Origin of the sequence: Rothia nasimurium (genome assembly GCF_928382285.1) — a bacterium.
Lineage (GTDB): Bacteria > Actinomycetota > Actinomycetes > Actinomycetales > Micrococcaceae > Rothia > Rothia nasimurium_E.
Genome location: NZ_CAKMSS010000006.1, coordinates 1 through 21,450, shown reverse-complemented (window position 1 = coordinate 21,450; position 21,450 = coordinate 1). Strand labels below are relative to the sequence as shown.

Below are 21,450 nucleotides of genomic sequence, written 5' to 3'. Positions count from 1 at the left end.
TTACGCGGTCCCTTTTAGGTTTTAAGGTCCCCTTTGAGGGGGGCGCGGTGCGGAACCGTCCGCCCCTAGTCATCCCCAAGAGCTACTTGTTAGACTCGAAACAACAAGACCAAGGAAAGGAGCAGAACTATGACCGTAAACGCTAAAGATGCAACTCGCTGGCAGCCCACTCATCGAGCGGCCCGTCAAACCCTGCAAAAAGTTCTGCGCCATCACACCACGGCTATCGGGAACGATGGTCTAACGGATGCAGAGCGAAAAACCCTCGCATCGGAATACGAAACCCAGCAGAACCGGGCTTTTTCGGCTCAGCATCGTAGAGCCCTTGAGCAGCTCGAGCCTACCCCAGTAGGATTAGCCCTCAAAAACTAGGGGCCTACGTGTATTTTCGAGAGCTCAGCACAAGCGATATACCGGCCCTTCAACAATGGGTCTGCACCTACCCTGCCAAGCGGCACTACCACACCGCTTCACACCCCGCGGAATGGGAGCTAAAGGTTCAAAGCTTCGTCCGGGAAACTCAGCCCCAGAAAATTGCCCGAGATCCCTACAAGGTCTCTATCGGAGCTTTCTTGGAGGGGCAGATAGCAGCTGCCGCTCTCATTACATATCGCCCCTATGATGATGTCTTCGACATTACCTATATCTCTACGGCCGCCCACGCCCAAAACCAGGGAATTGCACAACAGCTTATTCAGCAATGCGTTATCACAGCCCAAGAGCACCCCAAATTTAAAGACCTCACCAGTGACATCATGACCTGCGCCATCGACCGCAGAAATACAAAGTCTCAACGGGCCTTTGAGCGCTTTGGATTTACCCTAGTTGACGATAGCCACCCCCAGCTTCTGGAATATGGGCTGAGATTTATGCGAGGCTTACTGGAGTAGCGTCCCGCGGACGCCCGTCCTGCGGTCCCTGCCCCTTGGCAGGGGAGTGGGGGAGAGACCGTCCGCCCCTATCTTCACTATATGAGAACGCCGCTTCCCACCCTGTGGACTACCGCACCGACAGGCGTAGACTAATACCCAAAACCTCCAACCACAAACTTTCTTGGGAGCTATCGATGCCAGAACTGCGCTCGCGTACATCAACCCACGGTAGAAACATGGCAGGTGCCCGCGCACTGTGGCGCGCCACCGGCATGGGCGACGACGACTTCGGCAAGCCCATCATCGCTATCGCCAACTCCTTCACCCAGTTCGTGCCTGGCCACGTGCACCTGAAGAACATGGGCGAGCTGGTCGCCGGTGCCATCCGCGAAGCGGGCGGCGTAGCCAAAGAATTCAACACCATCGCCGTGGACGACGGCATCGCCATGGGCCACGACGGTATGCTCTACTCCCTGCCCTCCCGCGACCTGATCGCCGACTCGGTCGAATACATGGTCAACGCTCACCGCGCCGACGCCCTGGTCTGCATCTCTAACTGCGACAAGATCACCCCCGGTATGCTCCTGGCAGCTATGCGCCTGAACATCCCCGTCATCTTCGTCTCCGGCGGGCCCATGGAATCCGGCGAAGGCATCGAGGGGGTCGTTGAGCACCGCCTTGACCTGGTGGACGCCATGGTCATGGCCGTGGACGACAGCGTCAGCGACGACGCCCTAGCCCAGGTTGAAAAGAATGCCTGCCCCACCTGTGGCTCCTGCGCCGGTATGTTCACAGCTAACTCCATGAACTGCCTGAATGAGGCCATCGGCCTGGCCCTGCCCGGTAACGGCACCACCCTGGCCACCCAGGTTGCCCGCAAGCAGCTCTTCCTCGAAGCTGGCGCCAAGATTGTAGAACTGGCCAAGCGCTACTACGAGCAGGACGACGATTCCGTCCTGCCCCGCTCCATCGCCACCAAGGCCGCCTTCGAGAACGCTATGGCCCTGGACGTAGCTATGGGTGGCTCCACCAACACCGTGCTGCACATCCTGGCTATTGCCCACGAGGCAGGCGTCGACTTCACCCTGCGGGACATCGACGCCATCTCCCGCAAGGTGCCCTGCCTGGCTAAGGTAGCCCCCAACTCCACCAAGTACCACATCGAGCACGTGCACCGCGCCGGCGGTATTCCCGCCCTGCTCGGCGAGCTGGACCGCGCCGGTCTGCTGAACCGCGACGTCCACTCCGTGCACGCCGACTCCCTTCAGCAGTGGCTCTCTGACTGGGACATTCGCTCCGGTGCCGCCACCGACACTGCCAAAGAGCTCTTCCTGGCTGCCCCGGGTGGCGTCCGCACCACTCAGGCTTTCTCCACCGCCAACAAGTACGAGTCCCACGAGACGGACGCCGAAAACGGCTGCATTCGTGCCGTTGAGCACGCCTACACCAAGGACGGCGGCCTGGCGGTTCTCTACGGTAACATCGCCGAAGACGGCGCCATCATCAAGAGCGCCGGTATCGACGAAGAACTCTTCCACTTTGTCGGCAAGGCCTTCGTGGTGGAGTCCCAGGACGAGGCCGTCTTCGAGATCCTGTCGAAGAACGTGAAGGAGGGCGACATTGTCGTCATCCAGTACGAGGGCCCCAAGGGCGGCCCCGGCATGCAGGAAATGCTCTACCCCACCTCCTACCTCAAGGGCCTGGGCCTGGGTAAGAAGTGCGCCCTGATTACCGACGGACGCTTCTCGGGCGGCACCTCCGGTATCTCCATCGGCCACATTTCTCCCGAGGCTGCTGCCGGCGGCGCCGTGGGTCTGATTGAGCACGGGGATGAGATTGAGATTGATGTTCACAACCGCATCCTGCGCGTGAACGTCTCCGACGAGGTACTGGCCGAGCGCCGCGCCAAGAAGGGCCCTGCCCCCTGGAAGCCCACCAAGCCCCGTGAGCGCCAGGTTTCTAGCGCCCTGCGCGCCTACGCCTCCATGGTCACCAGCGCCGATAAGGGCGCGGTGCGCATCGTCCCCGAGTAAACCTCGGCCTTTTCTCAAATCACAAGGACGCCCGCCCCGGCTTACGCAAGCCGAGGCGGGGCGTCCTTGTGTTTACACCTGGGCCTTTTCCAAAGCAGCGTTAACTTTGCGGGTTTTGCTTACCGCTATGCAGAGAGATACGACCCACACCAGGGCATATATCAGCACGGCAACAATCGTAAACCCTATAAAAGCAGAGAGGGTCAGCGGAAACCAATGCAAATAAGCACCAGCCAGTAAGACACTGGTAAGCACGATAATGGCATGTGTCAAAGTAGCGAAAGGTATCGACCAGCTCTCTTTCTTATAAAGGTCAGCCGCACAATACTGAATAGCGCCAAGTCCGGAATAGATAAGGCGTTGTATGAGCACAGCGATATTCTGGTTATCGAATTGATTGAGGTAACTAGTAACTCCCGGGATATAGGAGTTGCCGACGAAAGCTGAAAATAAAAGCTCCATAGTGCAACCAATTGAAAACCCGATGAGAGCGCCAATAGCGATTTTGCGAATCATTATTTTTCTCCTATGGATTAAAGGCCGAGAACCTGTTTGACTCTGGCTAGCGAACGTCTAGAAACAAAACATCGGGTACCGTCTTTGAGTACTACGCCGATAGTGGTGGAGAGCGAAACATCGAAACGCTCTACCCAGTGAATATTGATGAGTTCGCCCTGGTTGATCCTGATAAAACTAGTAGGCAACCTGGTTTCGAGCTCTTTCATACGGAGCTTGACGTTCAATACACCCTGAATCGTGTGCGCATAGACATTTTTATCTGAGGTATAGAACCGGAGAGTTTGCTTTAACTCCAACGGCACAGCGCCGCCCTTTGTATAGCCCAGAAGGGGAGCTAGGGATTTACTCGTTAGATAGTTCTGTAATTCTTCTACCTCCGCAGTGAGTTCCGGGGCCGTGACATCAACACGGGTTTCTTGAAATTTTCGATCAAGAGTAAGCGTGAATTTCATGGTTTCCCTTTCCATCGGGGGTAACTAGAGCTGACATCCCTAGTAAAACGGATTCTCAGGAACCCCAACAAGACTTTTGCGACATGCGGTAGTACCTAGCTGATAAGCGGTGTGGGTGGGGTTCTGTAGTCCCGCCCGGTTTGTCTCCTGCCGGGCTGCTTCGGCGTCCGTCCGTCCGCTCCGCGAGTGCTTACCAGACTCGCGCTGTGCCTACGCGCGGGGTGGACGCTCCGCGAAGCTGGTGGGCGTTCACCGAGAGAGTGAAGAAGGCTCCGATGCCCCTCACCTGTTGGCAAAACGACGCTGAGTTGGTATAGCTTTAAAGAGTAAGTAAAACAACTATAGACACCCCTTAGGAGATGAATAATGTGGAAATTACGCCTGCACATATCAAGAAATGTGAGCTGACCTGGGAGCCGCCGGATTACACCAGCTCCTACCCAGCAGGCTTCACCGAGCAGGGTGTGGCTGTCATCGTGGTGGTCATGGACCAGGTGCGAGCTGCCGGTGACTGCCATGTGGGGCTGACGTCCTTCGCTTTTATCTCGCGCGAAAACGGCGAGCGAGAGGTCATTGAGAGCGAACCTGTGGCTGAGTCTCTGACACACAGCCTCATGGACCCCTGCGACACCGTACATACCGACATGCTGGGCCGTGCGATTCTGGCGACCATGGACGCTATCCCCGAGGAGTATAAGACCAACCTCATCACCGTGGCAGCCGATAAGCACTACCTCAAGCTGCTCTTCCGCAAGTTCACGGCCTTCCGCGATTTCTTGGAATACCGGTCCATTGATAAGGTCATGAACCCCTACGAGTCGCACTCCCTGGGCGAGATTCACGTGAAGCTTATTGGCACTCCGGCAGGTGAGCTCATGCCGCACTTTATGGACGAGGCCTCGCGTCTGGCTCACGCTGAGTTTGAGAAGAACACCGCCCAGCTGCCGGTAGAGAAACTGGTGGAGTACAGCGTCTTTACCGACTGTTCGTTCCGGTCAACCAATAATAAGAAGTATTTAAAGGGCGGACGCATGGGTATCGGCGGGGTGAGTGAAGACGGCTTCTTCTTCCACTCCCACTACGATGCAACCAACATTATGACCGGGGAGCTCTCGGCTATGTTGGCAGCCTTTAATATCTTCTATCACGGTGGCCGCCAGCTGATTATTCACACCGATTCGCTGGGGGCTCTGACCTTTGTGCTGCGCCTGGCGCACAACCGCTGGGTCTATAACACCTGGGTTGAAGAGGGCGTGCAGAACCAGCAGGTTCTGGACGAGATGGAGCGGCTGACCGAGGCCATTCGGGAGCGCCGGGTGCTGGTCAAGCATATCCCGGGGCATACCGGGCACGGGCTGCAGGAGTCGTCGGATTCTGTGTCGAAGATGCACCGGCACTTCCCCGGGCAGATTGTGGATAAGGGGCATGTCTCCGAGTTCAACCAGCGGTGCGAGTCGATTATTACCGCCCTGTCTGGGTGTGAGAAGGCTCTGCGCCTGCCCTGTGCGGATTGGATTCAGATTCGCCCGTCGGTGGTGCACGCCCGCAACCGCCTCTGGAAGTAGCGGGGCCTCTGCCCTAGGGTGCCCTACTTCCTCAAAGGGGACCTTAAAACCTAAAAGGGACCGCATAATACGCGGTCCCTTTTAAGTTTTAAGGTCCCCATGGGCGAGGGGGCAGGTGCGGGCGCGGGGCTCAGCTTAAGCCGTGCGGACGCCCGCCGTTAGGCTACGTCGCGCTTTTCCTGGCGGGCGCGGCGCAGCAGCCAGATGAAGACGGCCACCAGGGCCAGGGCTACCAGAGCGTAGACCACCTTGGAGTACTGGTCGATGACACCTTCAACAGCGTGCCAGTTCTCGCCCAGGACCCAGCCGCAGTAGATGAGCAGGGCATTCCAGATGGAGGAACCGAGTAGGGTGTAGAGGCCGAAGGTCAGCGGGTTCATGCGGTCGATGCCGGCGGGAATCGAGATGAGTGAACGAATGCCGGGGATGACGCGGCCGATGAGGATGGAGGCCTTGCCGTACTTGTCGAACCAAGCCAGGGCGTTATCGACGTCCTCAACCTTGACCAGCCACATCCAGGCCGCGATCTTGCGCAGGCGGTGAGCGCCGATGGCTGCACCTAGGTAGTAGAGGAAGTAGGCGCCGGTGAGCGAGCCGACGGTCGCCCAGATGAAGGCGGCCACTACGTTGATGGATCCCTGGGAGGCGGTGAAGCCGGCCAGCGGCAGGATAACCTCGGAGGGGATGGGCGGGAAGACGTTCTCAAGGAAGACGGCCAGGCCAACGCCGGGGGAACCGATGGCCTCCATGACGGAGATAACCCAGTCGATAATGTTCTGGAGCACGAGTGCCCTTTCTCTGCGAGTGCGGGCAGCCGCCCGGTGACAAAACTTTCTCTATTCTCTCGTAGAACCCTGTGTTTTCCTATGAGCTAGCTTGTAGAGAGGCTGGGGGTTTTGGTCACGTTAGATTGGTGGGGCTCAGCGTCTACTAGAATCGCGCGGTGCTTACGCGCGGGATGGACGTTACGCGAGTTTGGTGGACACTGGCCGAGGTGGGGAATGGGGCGCCCTGCCTTTCCGGTAATGCTGCGTAACCTGTTCACACGGTGAAATAAGTTACCGCAGGTAGAGGGGCATGGGTGACTATGGAGGGTAGATAACTAGGCCTACTATCAGGAGAGTCCATGGCTGAGCATACTTTTGGCTTCCGCACCCGCGCCCTGCACGCGGGCGGCACCCCCGACGCTGAGCACGGCGCTCGCGCGGTTCCGATTTACCAGTCCACCTCCTTTGTTTTTAAGGACGCGGACGACGCCGCCAACCTTTTTGCCCTGCAGAAGTACGGCAACATTTACTCTCGTCTGGGCAACCCGACTGTGGCGGCGCTGGAAGAGCGTATCGCTTCGTTGGAGGGCGGTATCGGTGCGGTAGCGACTGCTTCGGGTATGGCTGCTGAGTTTATTACCTTTGCGGCGCTGTGCCAGACCGGTGACCATATTGTTGCTTCGTCTAACCTTTACGGCGGCACCATCACTCAGCTGGATGTTTCCCTGCGTCGTTTCGGTATTGACACTACCTTTGTGGACGGCACTGACCCGGCCGACTTTGCCGCCGCGATTCGTCCTGAAACCAAGGCTATTTACACCGAGATCGTGGCTAACCCCTCGGGCCAGGTTGCTGACCTTGAGGGTCTGGCCCGTGTGGCCCACGAGAACGACATCCCTCTGGTCGTTGATGCTACCCTCTCTACCCCCTACCTGATTCGCCCCATCGAACATGGCGCTGACATCGTGATTCACTCGGTCACTAAGTTCCTGGGCGGCCACGGTACCACCCTGGGCGGCGTGGTCGTTGAGTCGGGTCGTTTCAACTGGGGCAACGGCAAGTTCCCCACCATGACCGAGCCGATTCCCTCCTACAACAACATTTCCTGGTGGGGTAACTTCGGTGAATACGGCTTCCTCACCAAGCTGCGTTCGGAGCAGCTGCGTGACTTCGGCCCCTCCCTCTCAGCCCAGGCTGCCTTCAACCTGTTGCAGGGTGTTGAAACCCTGCCCCAGCGCATGGACGCCCACCTGGCCAATGCCAAGGACGTCGTCGCCTGGCTAAACGAGGACGCCCGCATCTCCTACGTTAACTACGCCGGCCTGCCGGAGCACCCCCACTATGAGCGGGCACAGAAGCTGCTGCCGCTGGGTGTTGGGTCGGTCTTCTCCTTCGGCGTTGCCGGCACCGAGAAGGCGGGCGGACGCGACGTGGGCGCCGAGTTCATCAAGAACCTGCAGCTGGCATCGCACCTGGCTAACATTGGCGATGCCCGCACCCTGATTCTGCACCCCGCCTCAACTACCCACCAGCAGCTGACGGCTGAGCAGCTGGCAGCCGGTGGCGTGGGTGAAGACCTGATTCGTATTTCGGTGGGTCTGGAAGACGCCGTCGACATTATCTGGGACCTCGACCAGGCCCTGACCATTGCTTCTGGCCGCAACCATGCCGGTGAGGTCGTGGGCACCGCCAGCGCGGACGAGCTGGTGGCCCGCCGCGAAGCTGCCGAAGCTGAGGCAGCTGCCCAAAAGGAGGCGCTGGAGGCGGACGCCGCCGCCCACGCTGCCGAGCGCGCAGCGCGTGAGGGGGCTGGGGCGTCCGCACCGGCGTCCGCGCCCGCCTGCGAAATTCCCGCACCCAAGAAGGAGGCCTAAGCCGTGACTGAGATTCGTACCTGGGAAGGCCCCAGCGCGCCGGAGCGACTGAAGATTTTGCACGAGACGAAGTCCATTGCGATTGTGGGTATGTCTGACAAGATTTCGCGGTCTTCGTATTTTGTGGCGACGTATTTGCAGTCGTCGAGCCCTTACACCCTGTATTTTGTGAACCCGATTTTGGCGGCTAAGGGCAAGGAGGTGCTGGGGCAGAAGGTGTACGCGTCACTGGCTGACCTGCCTGAGACCCCTGACCTGGTGGAGATTTTCCGCCGCAACGAGGACCTGCCGGGTGTGGTGCAGGAGGCCATTGAGGTGGGCGCGAAGACGGTGTGGATGCAGCTGGGCTCCTGGAATGAGGAGGCTGCGCGACTGGGTGAGGACGCCGGGCTGAACGTGGTGATGGACCGGTGCGTGAAGATTGAGCACGCCCGCTTCCACGGAGGCCTGCACCTGGCAGGGTTTGTGACCGGCGTGATTTCGTCCAAGCGGCAGGTCCTGGCTTAACCCCTGGGGTAGGTACCATCTACATCAGAAATGACCACCTGGCTGGTGGTCTTTTCTGGAGGGGGATAGAGGCAAGGAACAGGGCTATCTGCAGTTGCTCCAGTAGGTAGCACCTTCACGAAAAAGCTGGTGAAATAGGATGAGGGCTTCACGAGACTGATCTTCAAAGAAGTTTGGAGATGAGCCCTAGTAGATGTGCATCAAGTACCTATTCCTCGTGTCGATGAGGCTGCCCCCTGGCTTTGACTGCCGGGGGGCTTTTCACATGGTTCTAGATACTAAAAATTTTCTCACATATACTAGTTGACATAAAAATCTTGAAGGTGTTTACTAAGCACTAGGAGATACTACTAAACTGATGTACCCACGCGAAGAAGGTTGACGATGAAGTAGCTTTTTACCGATGATTTCCCTAGCTGGAGTCCGCAAGCCGCTAGTCTATGGGCCAAGACTGACCGGTCTGACGACCAGAGTACTGATTGGCTTAACCTTCCCCAGCACATGATGGATTCTGCCCAGGTTGGGGCTTACCTATGGAGTCACTACCTCTCAGAAAATCACCGTAGGTTCATTCAAGAACAGCTTGCTTTATCGAGTGAAGACTGCCAGCGATTCGTGGCTTTCCTGTGCGGATCTCACGACGTAGGCAAAGCTAGTCAATCTTTCGCGAGTCAGCTCAACGAGTCATCGCGCTATAGTTTCCTGGCTGACCAGATACGTGCAACGGGTTTGAACGTGCCTTCTGCAGTACCTTCAGACCAGTGGTCCCCACACTCTGCAGCGAGCTACATTATTTTGACTCGGTTCTTCGATGAAAAATTTGGTCAGAGCAGTTACCGCACCTTATTTAGGAGGGGTTAGTTTTTTGTACCCAGTGATAAGAGTATCTGTCACTGGGATTTTTTATGCCTTTTTGGCTTTTGAATGGAGGAAAATCACATGAAAATTATTAATATAGGTGTTTTAGCTCATGTTGATGCAGGAAAAACTACCTTAACAGAAAGCTTATTATATAACAGTGGAGCGATTACAGAATTAGGAAGCGTGGACAAAGGTACAACGAGGACGGATAATACGCTTTTAGAACGTCAGAGAGGAATTACAATTCAGACAGGAATAACCTCTTTTCAGTGGGAAAATACGAAGGTGAACATCATAGACACGCCAGGACATATGGATTTCTTAGCAGAAGTATATCGTTCATTATCAGTTTTAGATGGGGCAATTCTACTGATTTCTGCAAAAGATGGCGTACAAGCACAAACTCGTATATTATTTCATGCACTTAGGAAAATGGGGATTCCCACAATCTTTTTTATCAATAAGATTGACCAAAATGGAATTGATTTATCAACGGTTTATCAGGATATTAAAGAGAAACTTTCTGCCGAAATTGTAATCAAACAGAAGGTAGAACTGTATCCTAATATGTGTGTGACGAACTTTACCGAATCTGAACAATGGGATACGGTAATAGAGGGAAACGATGACCTTTTAGAGAAATATATGTCCGGTAAATCATTAGAAGCATTGGAACTCGAACAAGAGGAAAGCATAAGATTTCAGAATTGCTCCTTGTACCCTGTTTATCATGGAAGCGCAAAAAGCAACATAGGGATTGAGCAGCTTATAGAAGTGATAACGAATAAATTTTATTCATCAACATACAGAAAGAAGTCTGAACTTTGCGGAAATGTCTTCAAAATTGAATATTCGGAAGAAAGACAACGTCTTGCATATGTACGCCTTTATGGCGGAATCCTGCATTTGCGGGATTCGGTTAGAATATCGGAAAAGGAAAAAATAAAAATTACAGAAATGTATACTTCAATAAATGGTGAATTATGTAAAATTGATAAGGCTTATTCCGGGGAAATTGTTATTTTGCAAAATGAGTTTTTGAAGCTAAATAGTGTTCTTGGAGATACAAAGCTATTGCCACAGAGAGAGAGAATTGAAAATCCGCTCCCTCTGCTGCAAACAACTGTTGAACCGAGCAAACCTCAACAAAGGGAAATGTTACTTGATGCACTTTTAGAAATCTCCGACAGTGACCCGCTTCTACAATATTATGTGGATTCTACGACACATGAAATCATACTTTCTTTCTTAGGGAAAGTACAAATGGAAGTGACTTGTGCTCTATTGCAAGAAAAGTATCATGTGGAGGTAAAAATAAAAAAGCCTACAGTCATTTATATGGAAAGACCGTTAAAAAAAGCAGAGTATACCATTCACATCGAAGTGCCACCGAATCCCTTCTGGGCTTCCATTGGTCTTTCTGTAGCACCGCTTCCATTAGGGAGCGGAGTACAGTATGAGAGCTCGGTTTCTCTTGGATACTTAAATCAATCGTTTCAAAATGCAGTTATGGAAGGGATACGATATGGCTGTGAACAAGGATTGTATGGTTGGAATGTGACGGACTGTAAAATCTGTTTTAAGTATGGCTTATACTATAGCCCTGTTAGTACCCCAGCAGATTTTCGGATGCTTGCTCCTATTGTATTGGAACAAGTTTTAAAAAAAGCTGGAACAGAATTGTTAGAGCCATATCTTAGTTTTAAAATTTATGCACCACAAGAATATCTTTCACGAGCATATAACGATGCTCCCAAATATTGTGCAAATATCGTAAATACTCAACTGAAAAATAATGAGGTCATTCTTAGTGGAGAAATTCCTGCTCGGTGTATTCAAGAATATCGTAATGATTTAACTTTCTTTACAAATGGACGTAGCGTTTGTTTAACAGAGTTAAAAGGGTACTATGTTACTACTGGTGAATCTGTTTGTCAGCCCCGTCGTCCAAATAGTCGGATAGATAAAGTACGATATATGTTCAATAAAATAACTTAGCACATTTTATATTGTTATATAAATGTGGCTTCTTGTTAAACGAAACGAGATGAAATATTCTTTAATACAGATTTGAATTAAATGTAAAGGAGAAGATAATTATTATAAACTGTGAGTGGGTACTGTGTCCCATCTGTGGAAATAAAACACGTTTGAAAATAAGGGAAGATACTGAATTGAAGAATTTTCCTCTCTATTGTCCTAAATGTAGACAGGAAAATTTAGTTGATATAAAGCAGTTCAAGTTAACTGTGATTACAGAGCCAGACGCAAAGACGCAGAGCCGATAATCTGAGATTAGCATTCTCATTTTATCGGCTCTTTCTGTTTTATGTATTGTTATTATGATTAGTTTTTGATGTTTCTTGATTCATTGATACCACTAGCTAAGGCTTCAATCAACGATAGTTCTTTATCTGTGAAGTTATCCAGTAGTTTTTCTACCTGCGTGTGCGGGGATGAGCCCACGATTTTTCACCCCACCCAACGAAAGAAAAAGTGTTCCCCGCGTGTGCGGGGATGAGCCCTAGATTTCCGGGCGGAAAAATGAACCCTACATGTGTTCCCCGTGTGTGCGGGGATGAGCCCTCAGGTCGTTACCCCGCGCGAGTTTACCCAGAGTGTTCCCCGCGTGTGCGGGGATGAGCCCAATGGAATCCCACAGCAAGCCCAAGCCGGTAAGTGTTCCCCGCGTGTGCGGGGATGAGCCTGGGACGCCCTCACCGACGACGACAAAGACTGGGTGTTCCCCGCGTGTGCGGGGATGAGCCTCGGGGGTGATGCGCCGGCCTGTCGTGTCTATCGTGTTCCCCGCGTGTGCGGGGATGAGCCCTCCACAGAGACGTTGGATGCTACGCCCTTAGCGTGTTCCCCGCGTGTGCGGGGATGAGCCCCGATGAGGGTGGCGAATTCGTTGTAAGAGTTGGTGTTCCCCGCTGATGTGTACTACTACAGAAAACAGCTCGCATGGGAGAGGCAAGCTCTGCTCTGCATAGGTCTTACCGGCAGCTCATCGAATGCGACTTTGTTTCCCGATAGGACGTTAAAACAACGCCCGCTCGGGAAAAGGAGTCGCATTCGGCGTAACTGCCCTCCGCCGTCCGCTTGCCCCGGCCGTCCGGCCATACCCACCCCCGTCCGCCCCGGCGTACACTAAAGCCATGAAACTTATTGAGCCTCGCCCCGTGCCCCTGGGTGGGCTGCGCGCCATGACCGTGCGTCGCCTGCTGCCCTCCCGCGACCGCCGCATGGTGGGCGCCTGGTGCTTCATTGACCACTACGGCCCCGACGACGTCGCCGTCACCGGCGGCATGCGCGTCGCCCCGCACCCCCACACCGGCCTGCAAACCGCCAGCTGGATCTTCACCGGCACCATCGAACACCGCGACTCCCTCGGCACCGTCGCCGATGTGCGCCCCGGCGAGCTCAACCTCATGACCGCCGGCTACGGCATCAACCACTCCGAATACTCCACGCCAGATACCACCGTGCTGCACGGCATCCAACTCTGGATTGCCCTGCCCCACCAAGACATGAACACCGCCCCCGCCTTCGAAAACTTCGTGCCCGAGGCCCTCACTTTCGGCGGGCAGGGGAGTGGGCAGGACGCGTCCGCCCCGGCTCCGGTGCAAGCCCGCGTCTTCCTGGGGGAATTGGGTGTGACCGTCGATGGGCAGACCTTCACCGGCTCATCGCCCGTCACCACCTTCTCGCCCCTGCTCGGTGCTGAAATCCTGGTGGGTGCCCCCGGCTCTGACCCAGAGGCAGACAAGAACCCGGCAGACGACGCCCCGCGCCGCACCATCACCCTGACTCTCAACCCCGAGTACGAGCACGGCTTCGTGGTCGACACCGGCGCCCTTCTTATTAAGGGCCAGCGGGTAGCCGCCGACGAAATGCTCTTTATCGAACCCGGCACCACCGAACTCACCATCGAGGCCGTCGGCGACACCCGCCTGATCCTGCTCGGCGGAGCTCCCTTCGGCGAAAAAATCGCTATCTGGTGGAACTTCATCGGCCGCTCCCACGAAGACATCGTCGAAGCCCGCGCAGCCTGGAACGCCCAGGCTGAGAGCTTCGAGGCCATCACCGCCCCGGCAGGTGCGTCGGGCACCGAGATAGTCACCGGTGGGTCGCTTGCAGCCGGTCAGGACGCCGGCCCCGACTACCCCCGCTTTGGTGGGGTGGTGCTGCTGCCCGGGGAATATGAAGAGAAGCCCCGCACATCGGTGATTCCTGCCCCCGATCTGCCCAACGCGCGCTTGAAGCTGCGCGGCGACTAAGAGCCCTGGTGCAGGGGAGCGGGCATCCGCCCGCCCCTTAAACTAGCGGGCCGGGTCACAGTTTCTTCATGAAACCGTGACCCGGCCCGCGAACGTGTCGCATATTATTTCGACGGATTGCACCCGCGAACCCTACCGGCCAGTAACCCGCGATGACCAGTATTAACAGGCGATTCGTAGGATTTTTCATGCCCCCATGAAGACGTGACATAGGGCAGAAAAATCAACTTTTTATAACGATTCGGTATACATCGTTACCAAATCGTTATAGGCTGTTCAAAGTCCAATCAGCTTCCGAGGGAAGCATGGGAGCCCAAAACCCCACGTACGGGCCACCCAGCAGTAGCAGCAACCCGGCTGCGAAATCTCAAGAAGAGACGAAAGGTACAACATTGCGTCGTTCACTCTCAGTAGGTGCGGTAGGCGTCATCCTGTCCGGTACTGTTCTCGCAGCAGCAAACGCAGCCGTCAATGAAGCCCCGCAGACCACCGTAGACAACGGTGCAGCTGTTTCAGCCCCCCTGCTCAAGGCATTTGCCGTTGCAGGTGAAGGCAAGATCGTAAGCTGGGGCGTTCCCGCTTACATCGTGGCTCCCGAAAAGCCCGTCGAGGCAACCCCTGTTATTGAAGAGGCTCCCGTTGAGGAAGCCCCCGTCGTTGAAGAAGCTCCTGTAGAAGCTCCGGTTGTTGAAGAGGCACCCGTCGAAGCTCCTGCAGAGGAAGCTACCGTTGCTGTTCAGGCTGAAACCGTTCAGGTTGTAGAGGCCGCACCCGCTCCTGTTGAAACTGTAGCTCCCGCAGCAGCTGCCCCTGCTCCTGCAGCAGCCCCCACTCTTTCCACCGCCACCAACCAGGCTAAGCGCGATGCCGTTGTAGCTGCAGCTAAGGCTGCCGCCGCTGTCAACGCTCAGACTGACTGCACCATGCTGGCAACCAACTCCCTGCGTGCCGCTGGCATCAACTTCCACGGCTGGCCCATGGACTACATGTCACTGGGTACCGTCACCAGCAACCCCCAGCCCGGTGACCTGGTTCTTTACCAGTCCAACGGTTGGGGCCAGCAGCACATCGCTGTTTACATTGGTAACGGCCAGGCTGTACACGGTGGCTGGATGGGTATGGGTACCTCCGTATTCTCCGTCAACATCCCCGGTGCATCTGCACCCATCTACGTATCACCCGCTGGCTACAACAGCTAAAGCACCGCTATACAGCGTCTTTTCTTGAGAAAAGTCCCGCTCCCTCACCAGGGAGCGGGACTTTTTCAGTTCTTCGGGCTCTAACGCTAGGGGTTCTAGAGCTGCATAGCTGCCCGGTAGAAGGAGGCCTTGAGCTCACGCACGGCAGTCACCGACCAGATGGCGCTGGTAGAGCCTGCCCGGGCCTGCTGCAGGTAGGGCAGGTCGGCGGCTAGTGCCCGGTCGAACTGGGCCCGCAGGTCGTCGAGGGAGGCGATGGTCTGGCCGCGGTGGGTGAAGGGGAAGACCCCGGACGCCCCCGCCCGCTCAAGCCCCTGGCGGTAGCGGGCCGCGCGGTCGGCGGCGTAGTCGGCAATGCCAATCTGCCCCATGATGAAGCTATCCGACAGGGCCCCGCCCGCAGCGGCCTTGTACTGGTTAGAGATATAGGGGACCATGCCCTCGTCGTAGCCCTTGTAGGCCAGCAGGTCGAAGGCCTGACGGCGGACGGTAATATCGCCGGGCGCCCCGGTAGCGGGGGTGTAGGCGCCGTAGGCGGGGTCGAAGAGGGGGATGGTGTAGTAGCTGTTGGCCGGTGCGGTGCCGATGGTGCTGATGCCGCGCCACTGGTAGCGGGATACCACCAGGCCCTGGGCGGTGAAGTCTTCCACCGTTGAGAGAGCGGCGGCCTCGTCCACGGTGATGGTGCTGAAGGTGTCGTCGGTGTGGCCGGTGGTGCCGCGCGGGGTCTGGCTCAGGCGGTTGAGCAGGACGGCGCGCTCTTCGGCCGGGCGGCGCAGGATAGCTTCTGCTTCGAGGGCATCCAGCAGGTAGAGTGTGTCGAGCTGCTGGCGCATGTAGGCAGAGAGGTCTTGCTTGGTGGCGAACTGCTCGGGGCTGCCGTTGTGCAGGCGGTCGGTGACCGAGGTCCAGTCGAAGTACTGGTTGAAGCCAACGATAGCTGAGGTGGGGCTGTCGGGGCCCTCGAAGATACCGCGGGCGATTGTTTCGGGGCCGAAGCCGTCGCGCAGGCCACCGCCGTTGGTGAGTAGGGTGTCGTCGATGAGGTGGGTCATCTCGTGGCCGTAGGTGGTCACACCGTTGGCAGAGATGGCCTTGCCCATGAAGTAGCGCATGCCGGTGCCCTCGGCCTGGGCGGTTGCCTGAGTGTAGGGTGCCCAGAGGTTAAGGGGCGCAAAGAAGTCGCTGATAGCCCCGGGGTTGGTCTTGGGCAGCCAGGAGGCGGAGATGTTCTGGGCCTTGTAGCCCTGGAAGGTGTCAATTGCCAGGCGGTTGCCGGTGAGCTCGCCAGCGTAGGCGGGAGCCAGGCGGGTCCAGAGTTCCACAAAGGCGTTCTGCTCGGCTGCCCGGCGGTTGAGTTCGTCGATGAAGGCGGTCTTTTCAGCGGTGCTGCTACCTGCGGTGGCGGGGTCTACATAGGTGTAGGTGTGGCCGAAGGTGATAGAGGCCGGGGTTGTCGCAACATAGACCCCGTCATTCTCCTGTGAAAGCAGGGGCAGGATAAAGCGCTGGGAGGCAGGGTCTGCCGCCAGCTTGCTGTAGAGCGGGGCGGCGGCGTCCGCAATGATGGCCCCGCTCTGCTCGCGCATCCAGGCGTCCAGGTCGCTGGTGCCTGCCCGGTCGGCAATGAAGCTGGTGAGCTCCGGTAGGCGCACCACGGTGCGGTGGGCGGTGGGGGAGTTGCTGAAAGCCAGCACGCTAGCTCGCTGGGAGCCGATATTGAGAATGTAGTCAATCGGGTCAACCCCGGTGATGCCGAACTGCTCAGGGTTAGCAATGAGGGCCTCGGCCACGTTCACGCCGCCCAGCTCGAAAGAATAGAGTGACCGCAGGTAGGCCAGGCCCAGTAGGAACTGCTCCTTGCGCCCGCTCACTTTGTTGGTGATGAGGGTTTCGCGCTCTGCCTCTGAGAGGTGGGCGTAGAGGGGGTTGGCAGCAATGGCGGTGAGGGTATTCTGGGCCAGCAGCTTTGAGACGTTGAACTGCTTTTCAAGGCCGGTAGCCTTGAGCACCTCGGGCTGGAGCTCAGCGCGGGCCTCTGCCTCGGTCACGGAGTTGAAAGGACGCCTGGTGCGGCGAGAAATCTCTAGCCGCTTGTTGGTGATGTCGGTAATGCGAATGGTGGGTGAGAGCGAGTCGTAGACGGTCTGTGACTCGGTGAAGGAGATACCGCCCAGTTCTGCTGCCAGGGTGGCAAAAAGGTCAGCGGACGGCGTTGATGCGGCGTAGGCGGGCACCGCCGAGCTGGCAATGATGGTGGGGGCAGACCAGGCTGCGCCCTGAATGAGGGTGCGGCGATGAATGGGGGAGGTAGGCATAGAGAACTCTTTGTGTGGTGTCTGAGGGGATGTGTGAGGTGGCGGTATCGTCCTCAAGTGATAGCAGACGAAGGGGGCGCAGAGCCCGCACCTCTTCTTTAAGAATACCGGCTGTGGGCGGTTTTGGGGCGGGGCAGTGGGCTTGTGGGGTCTGGGTCACCAAGCCGATGTGCCCTTGGCTATACCTCTTGTGTTTACCCAAGAGCGACGTCATAAACGCGTAACATTAATTCTCTGCCTTGCAGATAGCAGGTATAGGCTCTATAAATACGCTTTTTCTTGATACCGAAAGGAACCACCGTGGCAGGCTTTACCACTCGCGCCATTCACGCCGTCCACTCCAACGAAGAGCAGGCCGTCGTACCCCCGATCTACACCGCCTCCACCTTCGGCCAGCCCACCGACGGCACCGAAGGCCCCTTCGAATACCAGCGCGGCGGCAACCCCACCCGCTCCAAGGCAGAAACCACCCTCGCCGCCATCGAGGGCGCCGAGCACGCCTTCCTCTACGCCTCCGGCATGGGTGCTACCGCCGCCGCCATGGGAATCCTGGAACACGGCCAGACCCTGCTCATGGGCATGCCCGTCTACGGCGGCAACTACCGCTTCGCCACCATCGAACTGCCCAAGCGCGGAGTCGCGCACGAACTGGTCTACGACCTCACCACCCTCTCCGACGCCCACTTTGAAGGCAAGAACGTGGGCATGGTCTTCATTGAGACCCCCTCCAACCCCACCCTGCGCGTCACCGACATCAAGAAGGTCGCCGAGCTGGCCCACCGCCACGGGGCCCTGCTGGTCGTCGATAACACCGTCATGACCCCCTACCTGCAAAAGCCCCTGGAACTGGGTGCCGACATCGTCGTGCAGTCAGCCACCAAGTACCTGGCCGGCCACGGCGACCTGCTCGCGGGCGTCGCCACCACCAACAACGCAGAGTTGGCCGATAAGCTCTTCAAGGCCCAGCTGATTTCTGGCGGTGTGCTCTCACCCATCGACTCCTACCGTCTGCTGCAGAACGTCAAGACCCTGGCCCTGCGCATGGAGCGCCAGCAGGCCAACGCCGACGTCCTCATCGAGGCTGTCGCCGCCCACCCCGCCGTTGACACCGTCTACTTCCCCGGCTCCTACAGCGCCGAAGAAGCTAAGATCCAGGCCGAACAGGCCACCGGCAAGGGCGCCCTCTTCTCCTTCACCGTCAAAGAAGGCTACGACATCAAGGCCTTCCTCGATGCCCTACAGGTCTTCACCTTCGCCGTCTCCCTCGGCGGCATCGAATCCCTGGTCTGCCTGCCCACCACCATGACCCAGGGCGCCTACTCCCAAGAAGACCGCGACGACGCAGGCCTCACCACCCGCCTGGTGCGCGTAGCCGTCGGCATCGAGGACGTCGATGATCTGCGCGCCGACATCATCGGCGCCCTCGACGCCGCCTAAGCCTTCCCCACAACAAACACAATCACCGAAAGGTACACCCATGCAGAACATCACCCGCCGTACCGCGCTCTCCGCCGCTGGCGCGTCCGCCCTCGCCCTGGCCCTGGCTGCCTGCGGCTCCTCCTCATCTACCACCTCTGACTCCTCTGCCGCAGCCGATAAGCTGCAGGCCATCAAGGACGCCGGTAAGATCCGCATCGGCTTCGAAGGCACCTTCGCCCCCTGGAACTACCACAATGAAGCCGGCGAACTCGTTGGCATGGAAAAGGAAATCGGCGACCTGATCGCCGCTGACCTGGGCGTCACCGCCGAATACACCGAAACCCCCTGGGACTCCCTGATCGCCGGTGTCGACGCCGACCGCTACGACATCGTCATCAACAACGTCTCACCCACCGAAGAGCGCAAGCAGAAGTACGACTTCTCCAACCCCTACGTTGCCTCAGAAGGCAAGGTAGCCGTCCTGCAGGACTCCAGCCTGCAGACCATTGCCGACCTCAACGGCGCCACCGCAGCTTCATCAGAGACCTCCAACTTCCGCACCCTGCTCGAAGAGGCAGGCGCCCAGATGACCATCGTTACCGGCTTCGACGAAGCCATCGAACAGGTACTCACCGGCCGCGTGGACGCCTGCGGTAACGATGCCGTCACCTTCGCCTACTACCAGGAGCAGCACCCCGACGCCCCCATCCGCCTGCTCGACGGCGTGCTCGGCGACGCCTCCGAATCAGCAATCCTGATGCCCAAGGGCGCAACCACCCTGCAGACCGCCATCAACGACTCCATCGCCAAGCACCTGGAGAACGGCGACTTCAAGGCCATCTACGAAAAGTACGTTGGCATCGACCTCAGCCCTAAGGCCTAACCCGGCCCCGGCAAGCCGCACCCCGGCGTCCGAACCGAAAGTAACCCGTAGAACACTATGGACCGCTACCTAGAACTCTGGGCACAATCCCTGCCCTCCCTGCTGCTGGCCACCGTGCAGGTGACCATCCCGCTGACCCTCATCTCCTTCGTGCTCGCACTGGTGCTGGGTCTGCTGGCCACCGCCGCCCGCAACCTCAGCCGCTACAACCCGCTCAACTGGCTGGCAACAGCCTTTGTATGGTTCTTCCGCGGCACCCCGCTTCTGGTGCAGCTCTTTCTGGTGTTCTACGGGCTACCCCGCATCGGCATCACCCTCGACACCTGGCCCGCCGCCATCATCGCGCTCAGCCTCAACACCGGAGCCTATGTGGCAGAGACCTTCCGCTCAGCCTACGCCTCCATTCCGCGCGGCCAGTTTGAAGCTGCCCGAACCCTCAACTTCACCAAGATGCAGACCCTGCGCCACGTCGTCGTCCCGCAGGCTACCCGCATCGCCCTGCCCCCGCTGGGTAACGACCTGATCGACCTGGTCAAGGGTACCTCCCTGGTCTCGGTGATCTCCATGGTCGACCTCTTCCAGTCCGGTAAGCAGGTTGCCGCCCGCACCTTCGAGCCCCTGGCCATGTATCTGGAAGTTGCAGCCATCTACCTGGTCATCTTCACCCTGCTCTCCCTCGCCCAGCGTGCCCTCGAAAAGCGCACCAGCCGTTACATAAGGACAGCCAATGCTTAGCCTGAAGAACCTCACCAAAAGCTTCGGCGAGAACACCATCCTGCGTGACATCTCCCTGAACCTCGACAACGGCGAAACCACGGTCATTCTCGGCCCCTCCGGCTCGGGCAAATCCACCCTGCTGCGCTGCCTGAACCTGCTCGAAACCCCCGAGTCCGGCGTCCTGACCATCGAGGGTGACTCGGTGGACTTCGCCGCCGGCCTGACCGACGAGCAGGTACGCACCATCCGCAAGCACTCGGCCATGGTCTTCCAGAACTTCAACCTCTTCCCCCACTACACCGCTGAGCAGAACGTGGCGCTGGCCCCGGTGCTCAACGGCAAGATGGGTAAGGACGCCGCCGCCCAGCTCGCGCGCGACCTGCTGGAAAAGGTGGGGTTGGGGCATAAGGCAGACTCCTACCCCGATAACCTTTCGGGTGGCCAGCAGCAGCGCGTCGCCATCGCCCGCGCCCTGGCCGTTGCCCCCGATTATCTGCTCTTTGACGAGCCCACCTCTGCTCTTGACCCTGAGCTTGAAGCCGAGGTTATTCGTGTGCTCATCGACCTGGCCCGCGAAAAGCGCTCCCTGGTGGTGGTTACCCACAATATGGCCTTTGCCCGCCGGGTCGCCGACCGTATCGTCTTCCTCGACGGCGGCAGCGTGCTCTACAACGGCGCCCCCGAAGCTTTCTTCGCCTCCGACAACGAACGCATCCAACGCTTCCTGCAGATCTTCGAGATGACGGACTACCGTATCTAGGTTGCCGGGCAGCTAGGGGCGGTCTGCGTTCCGGGAGCCGACTTCACCCCACCCTTTCTCTCTTCACCCCGAGATAATCACTAGGGTAAAGAGAGAAAGGATGGGGTGATTTTTTAATACCAGAGGAGCTTAGAAGACTATCGGTAAATTGTTGAACGGTGACCAACATCGAGAGCAATAACTTGCATCTGCTGATCTTCAAATTTTACGAGTACTCGAAAATTTCCTACACGATAACGCCACAGGCCAACCTTGTCAGCTGTCAGCGCTTTTCCCCCGTGCTGTCAAGGGGTGAATGCGCCACTTCGACCGGGAGGTAGTTGTGACGCGTTGGACTCCGAAGGATGTTAAGGATGCTGCTGTTGAGCGCGTGGTGGCAGGCGAGGCAGTTAGCCTGGTCGCGCGTGATGTGGGTGTAGGCCCC

The 21,450-nt window shown here is 57.4% G+C and carries 20 protein-coding genes, 2 pseudogenes and 1 CRISPR repeat array; of the genes and pseudogenes, 16 read left to right on the top strand and 6 right to left on the bottom strand.

Features of this window, described 5'->3' with window-relative positions; translation table 11 throughout:
- Positions 1 to 129 precede the first annotated feature (129 nt).
- From L6758_RS07645 to ilvD, 3 genes are all read left to right on the top strand, one after another.
- The gene (locus L6758_RS07645; RefSeq protein WP_237186223.1) at positions 130 to 372 is read left to right on the top strand and encodes a hypothetical protein; all 243 of its coding nucleotides are present in this window, start codon (positions 130 to 132) and stop codon (positions 370 to 372) included.
- An 8-nt stretch (positions 373 to 380) separates the two neighbouring features.
- Positions 381 to 890: a GNAT family N-acetyltransferase gene (locus tag L6758_RS07640; RefSeq protein WP_237205458.1), complete on the top strand. Its 510-nt coding sequence runs from the start codon at positions 381 to 383 to the stop codon at positions 888 to 890.
- 176 nt (positions 891 to 1,066) lie between these two features.
- Positions 1,067 to 2,905, top strand: coding sequence for a dihydroxy-acid dehydratase (gene ilvD, locus L6758_RS07635; protein WP_237205459.1), 1,839 nt, complete (start codon positions 1,067 to 1,069; stop codon positions 2,903 to 2,905).
- Positions 2,906 to 2,977: 72 nt separating this feature from the next.
- Here ilvD and L6758_RS07630 read toward each other — a convergent pair whose 3' ends face one another.
- Both L6758_RS07630 and L6758_RS07625 read right to left on the bottom strand, forming a co-directional pair.
- Positions 2,978 to 3,421, bottom strand: a complete 444-nt coding sequence (locus L6758_RS07630; protein ID WP_237205460.1) for a DUF3021 domain-containing protein — start codon at positions 3,419 to 3,421, stop codon at positions 2,978 to 2,980.
- Between the two features lie 17 nt (positions 3,422 to 3,438).
- The gene (locus L6758_RS07625) at positions 3,439 to 3,876 is read right to left on the bottom strand and encodes a LytTR family DNA-binding domain-containing protein (RefSeq protein ID WP_237205461.1); all 438 of its coding nucleotides are present in this window, start codon (positions 3,874 to 3,876) and stop codon (positions 3,439 to 3,441) included.
- A 368-nt stretch (positions 3,877 to 4,244) separates the two neighbouring features.
- Between L6758_RS07625 and L6758_RS07620 the strand changes: the two genes are divergently transcribed.
- A complete protein-coding gene (locus L6758_RS07620) occupies positions 4,245 to 5,441 on the top strand; it encodes an RNase H family protein (RefSeq protein WP_237218641.1) in 1,197 nt (398 codons plus the stop codon).
- A 158-nt stretch (positions 5,442 to 5,599) separates the two neighbouring features.
- Here the strand turns inward: L6758_RS07620 and L6758_RS07615 are convergent, their stop codons facing one another.
- On the bottom strand, positions 5,600 to 6,226 hold the full coding sequence (locus L6758_RS07615; protein WP_237186216.1) for a DedA family protein: 627 nt from the start codon (positions 6,224 to 6,226) through the stop codon (positions 5,600 to 5,602).
- A gap of 341 nt (positions 6,227 to 6,567) precedes the next feature.
- Between L6758_RS07615 and L6758_RS07610 the strand changes: the two genes are divergently transcribed.
- From L6758_RS07610 to L6758_RS07595, 6 genes and pseudogenes are all read left to right on the top strand, one after another.
- Positions 6,568 to 8,082 carry an O-acetylhomoserine aminocarboxypropyltransferase/cysteine synthase family protein gene (locus L6758_RS07610; protein ID WP_237205463.1) on the top strand — a complete coding sequence of 505 codons (1,515 nt, stop codon included), beginning with the start codon at positions 6,568 to 6,570 and terminating at the stop codon, positions 8,080 to 8,082.
- A 3-nt stretch (positions 8,083 to 8,085) separates the two neighbouring features.
- On the top strand, positions 8,086 to 8,589 hold the full coding sequence (locus L6758_RS07605) for a CoA-binding protein (protein WP_237205464.1): 504 nt from the start codon (positions 8,086 to 8,088) through the stop codon (positions 8,587 to 8,589).
- A gap of 453 nt (positions 8,590 to 9,042) precedes the next feature.
- Positions 9,043 to 9,450 (top strand): annotated as a pseudogene (locus tag L6758_RS11120) (HD domain-containing protein); the annotation flags it as partial.
- 9 nt (positions 9,451 to 9,459) lie between these two features.
- Positions 9,460 to 9,513: pseudogene (locus L6758_RS11115) on the top strand (hypothetical protein); the annotation flags it as partial.
- 15 nt (positions 9,514 to 9,528) lie between these two features.
- Positions 9,529 to 11,448: a tetracycline resistance ribosomal protection protein Tet(M) gene (gene tet(M), locus L6758_RS07600; protein ID WP_002364936.1), complete on the top strand. Its 1,920-nt coding sequence runs from the start codon at positions 9,529 to 9,531 to the stop codon at positions 11,446 to 11,448.
- Positions 11,449 to 11,543: 95 nt separating this feature from the next.
- Complete coding sequence (locus L6758_RS07595; protein WP_011860842.1) at positions 11,544 to 11,738, top strand: cysteine-rich KTR domain-containing protein; 195 nt, start codon at positions 11,544 to 11,546, stop codon at positions 11,736 to 11,738.
- Positions 11,739 to 11,796: 58 nt separating this feature from the next.
- Here the strand turns inward: L6758_RS07595 and L6758_RS11110 are convergent, their stop codons facing one another.
- A complete protein-coding gene (locus L6758_RS11110; RefSeq protein WP_369126953.1) occupies positions 11,797 to 11,880 on the bottom strand; it encodes a hypothetical protein in 84 nt (27 codons plus the stop codon).
- Positions 11,881 to 11,885: 5 nt separating this feature from the next.
- Positions 11,886 to 12,340: direct repeats of the CRISPR family, unit length 28 nt; unit sequence GTGTTCCCCGCGTGTGCGGGGATGAGCC.
- Positions 12,341 to 12,608: 268 nt separating this feature from the next.
- On the opposite strand from L6758_RS11110, the gene L6758_RS07590 reads away from it, so the two are divergent.
- Positions 12,609 to 13,730 (top strand): pirin family protein, encoded by a 1,122-nt coding sequence (locus L6758_RS07590; RefSeq protein ID WP_237205465.1) that lies wholly within the window; start codon positions 12,609 to 12,611, stop codon positions 13,728 to 13,730.
- Between the two features lie 392 nt (positions 13,731 to 14,122).
- Positions 14,123 to 14,929: an NlpC/P60 family protein gene (locus L6758_RS07585; protein WP_237205466.1), complete on the top strand. Its 807-nt coding sequence runs from the start codon at positions 14,123 to 14,125 to the stop codon at positions 14,927 to 14,929.
- Between the two features lie 95 nt (positions 14,930 to 15,024).
- Here the strand turns inward: L6758_RS07585 and L6758_RS07580 are convergent, their stop codons facing one another.
- Positions 15,025 to 17,247, bottom strand: a complete 2,223-nt coding sequence (locus tag L6758_RS07580) for a ZmpA/ZmpB/ZmpC family metallo-endopeptidase (protein WP_237205467.1) — start codon at positions 17,245 to 17,247, stop codon at positions 15,025 to 15,027.
- Positions 17,248 to 17,547: 300 nt separating this feature from the next.
- On the opposite strand from L6758_RS07580, the gene L6758_RS07575 reads away from it, so the two are divergent.
- Genes L6758_RS07575 through L6758_RS07560 form a run of 4 tightly spaced genes read left to right on the top strand, consistent with a single transcriptional unit; the run spans position 17,548 to position 21,026 of the window.
- Complete coding sequence (locus tag L6758_RS07575; protein WP_237205468.1) at positions 17,548 to 18,684, top strand: trans-sulfuration enzyme family protein; 1,137 nt, start codon at positions 17,548 to 17,550, stop codon at positions 18,682 to 18,684.
- Between the two features lie 40 nt (positions 18,685 to 18,724).
- Positions 18,725 to 19,549, top strand: a complete 825-nt coding sequence (locus tag L6758_RS07570; protein ID WP_237205469.1) for a transporter substrate-binding domain-containing protein — start codon at positions 18,725 to 18,727, stop codon at positions 19,547 to 19,549.
- Between the two features lie 57 nt (positions 19,550 to 19,606).
- A complete protein-coding gene (locus L6758_RS07565) occupies positions 19,607 to 20,284 on the top strand; it encodes an amino acid ABC transporter permease (protein ID WP_237205470.1) in 678 nt (225 codons plus the stop codon).
- Positions 20,277 to 21,026, top strand: a complete 750-nt coding sequence (locus L6758_RS07560; protein WP_237205471.1) for an amino acid ABC transporter ATP-binding protein — start codon at positions 20,277 to 20,279, stop codon at positions 21,024 to 21,026. The genes L6758_RS07565 and L6758_RS07560 overlap by 8 nt, the downstream gene beginning before the upstream one ends.
- Positions 21,027 to 21,163: 137 nt before the next feature.
- Here L6758_RS07560 and L6758_RS11105 read toward each other — a convergent pair whose 3' ends face one another.
- Positions 21,164 to 21,271, bottom strand: a complete 108-nt coding sequence (locus L6758_RS11105) for a type II toxin-antitoxin system RelE family toxin (protein ID WP_369126952.1) — start codon at positions 21,269 to 21,271, stop codon at positions 21,164 to 21,166.
- Positions 21,272 to 21,450: the final 179 nt, after the last annotated feature.

What these genes read in the sequence shown, in the direction of transcription:
- L6758_RS07645 (WP_237186223.1), top strand. Translation starts at nt 130, where the DNA reads ATGACCGTAAACGCTAAAGATGCAACTCGCTGGCAGCCCACTCATCGA.
- ilvD (WP_237205459.1), top strand. Translation starts at nt 1,067, where the DNA reads ATGCCAGAACTGCGCTCGCGTACATCAACCCACGGTAGAAACATGGCA.
- L6758_RS07630 (WP_237205460.1), bottom strand. Translation starts at nt 3,421, where the DNA reads ATGATTCGCAAAATCGCTATTGGCGCTCTCATCGGGTTTTCAATTGGT.
- L6758_RS07625 (WP_237205461.1), bottom strand. Translation starts at nt 3,876, where the DNA reads ATGAAATTCACGCTTACTCTTGATCGAAAATTTCAAGAAACCCGTGTT.
- L6758_RS07610 (WP_237205463.1), top strand. Translation starts at nt 6,568, where the DNA reads ATGGCTGAGCATACTTTTGGCTTCCGCACCCGCGCCCTGCACGCGGGC.
- L6758_RS07590 (WP_237205465.1), top strand. Translation starts at nt 12,609, where the DNA reads ATGAAACTTATTGAGCCTCGCCCCGTGCCCCTGGGTGGGCTGCGCGCC.
- L6758_RS07580 (WP_237205467.1), bottom strand. Translation starts at nt 17,247, where the DNA reads ATGCCTACCTCCCCCATTCATCGCCGCACCCTCATTCAGGGCGCAGCC.
- L6758_RS07570 (WP_237205469.1), top strand. Translation starts at nt 18,725, where the DNA reads ATGCAGAACATCACCCGCCGTACCGCGCTCTCCGCCGCTGGCGCGTCC.
- L6758_RS07565 (WP_237205470.1), top strand. Translation starts at nt 19,607, where the DNA reads ATGGACCGCTACCTAGAACTCTGGGCACAATCCCTGCCCTCCCTGCTG.
- L6758_RS07560 (WP_237205471.1), top strand. Translation starts at nt 20,277, where the DNA reads ATGCTTAGCCTGAAGAACCTCACCAAAAGCTTCGGCGAGAACACCATC.